Origin of the sequence: Synechococcus sp. R55.7, from assembly GCF_047461955.1 — a bacterium.
Classification (GTDB): domain Bacteria; phylum Cyanobacteriota; class Cyanobacteriia; order Thermostichales; family Thermostichaceae; genus Thermostichus.
The window spans coordinates 1-1762 of sequence record NZ_JANSIC010000323.1 but is presented as its reverse complement, the minus strand read 5'-3'; the positions used below and the strand labels follow the sequence as shown (position 1 = coordinate 1762).

The 1762-nt window shown below is 59.8% G+C and carries 2 protein-coding genes; both read right to left on the bottom strand.

The genetic code is table 11. The features are described from left to right. Positions 1-624 (bottom strand): alpha/beta hydrolase (locus NW820_RS12180; RefSeq protein WP_414407620.1); only part of this gene is annotated, 624 nt, incomplete at its 3' end. A 39-nt stretch (positions 625-663) separates the two neighbouring features. Continuing rightward, complete coding sequence (gene hemF / locus NW820_RS12175) at positions 664-1677, bottom strand: oxygen-dependent coproporphyrinogen oxidase (protein ID WP_414407621.1); 1014 nt, start codon at positions 1675-1677, stop codon at positions 664-666. Between the last annotated feature and the right edge of the window lie 85 nt (positions 1678-1762).

Here is a 1762-nt window from a genome sequence, read left to right as displayed (position 1 = left end):
CGGGGAAACTTCATGGCCCATCTCGTACTCGCGATAGGTGAAGTTCAGTGGCAGCGGGGCAAAATAATCCCGGATCTGGCGGCCAAAAGCAATCGGCAAAACAGCATCGGCAGTGCCATGAACTGCCAAGATGGCCAGGTGTTTCATCCGCTCCGGCTCCACCGCCTCGGCCAGGATCTCTGGAGATAGGCGCCCACTCATTGCCACCACCCCCGCCAGCTTCTCCGGCTGGGTCAGAGCCAAGTACAGGCTCATGATCGCCCCCTGGCTAAACCCCAGCAAATACACCTGCCTGGGATCCAGGGCAATACCCGGGATCCCACTGGGCAGCGTCTGTTCTAGAAAGCGGCTCAGGAGCTGGAGGCTATTGCGCGCTTGCTGGGGATCCCCCACCAGCCCTTCCGGTGTCCAGGCCATTTCAAACCAGGCAAACCCGCCTCCACTCCAAGGAATAGGGGCTCTCAAGCTGATCACCGCCAACCGAGGATCCAGATAGGGGGCCAACTGGAACAAATCCCCCTCGTGGCTGCCGATCCCGTGCAGCATTACCAACGCAGGCGCGGGTCCTAAGCCGCCCTGTCGGGGGGGCTGAACGCGGTAGGTGAGGGGGAAAGGAGAAAACACGCCACGGATCCTCAGAAGCAGAGACGGGGTATGGCCGGCCTACGCCCAATCCTGGGGCTGGCAGAGCACCTGGTAGAGCTTAGCTTCCCACGTGTCCGGCTGGGGCTCGTAGCCATATTCCCAGCGCACCAATGGCGGCAAAGACATCAAGATCGACTCGGTGCGGCCCTGGGTCTGGAGTCCAAAGATCGTGCCGCGGTCATAGACCAAGTTGAACTCCACGTAGCGCCCGCGACGATAGAGCTGGAATTGCCGTTCTCTCTCCCCCCATTCCATCCCCTGCCGCCGCTCCACAATCGGCACATAGGCCGGCAAGAAGGCGTCGCCACAGGTTTGCACCAACTGGAAAAGATGTTCCCAACTGCGGGATCCCACCCGCACCTGTAACGATGGTGGCTCAGAAGCCAGTTGTTCGGGATCCCCTTCCGCCTGGCCTTCAGGCCGATAGAGCAGCCCAGGGCGTTCATCCTGATAGTCGAAGAAAATGCCGCCAACGCCGCGCGCCTCGCCGCGATGAGGTAGGAAAAAGTAGCGATCGCACCAGATCTTGAAAACTGGGTAGTAGACGGGATCCAAGCGGTCACAGGCTGCCTTGAGGGTGCGGTGAAAATGGGCCGCATCCTCCTCAAACAGGTAATAGGGGGTGAGATCCATCCCGCCCCCAAACCACCAAACCGGCCCCGCCTCGAAATAGCGATAGTTCAGGTGTACCGTCGGCACATAGGGGTTGCGAGGATGCAACACCATAGAGGTGCCTGTGGCGTAGAAAGGATGCCCTGCCGCTTCTGGACGCTGTTTCAGAATCGAAGGGGGCAGATGGGATCCGAACACCTCGGAAAAATTGACTCCCCCCTGCTCAAACACGTCTCCCTGCTGAATGACCCGCGAGCGCCCGCCCCCTCCTCCAGGGCGTTCCCAACGGTCTTCCCGAAACTTGGCTTTTCCGTCTAGGGCCTCCAGACGGGCACAGATGTCATCTTGTAGGCGCTGCATGAATTGGCTCACCTGTTGACGGGCATCCACTGGCAGCGCTGTAGGGCTTGAGGCCAGCATCATAGTCTTCCAATCTCTCGAAACTCGACAAAAACCTCTCCAGCCCCCATCAAACCTCTCAGACTGGGAGAGCCGAACTGCCAAA

Coding starts and splice junctions, on each gene's coding strand:
- hemF (WP_414407621.1), bottom strand. CDS start 1,677: ATGCTGGCCTCAAGCCCTACAGCGCTGCCAGTGGATGCCCGTCAACAG.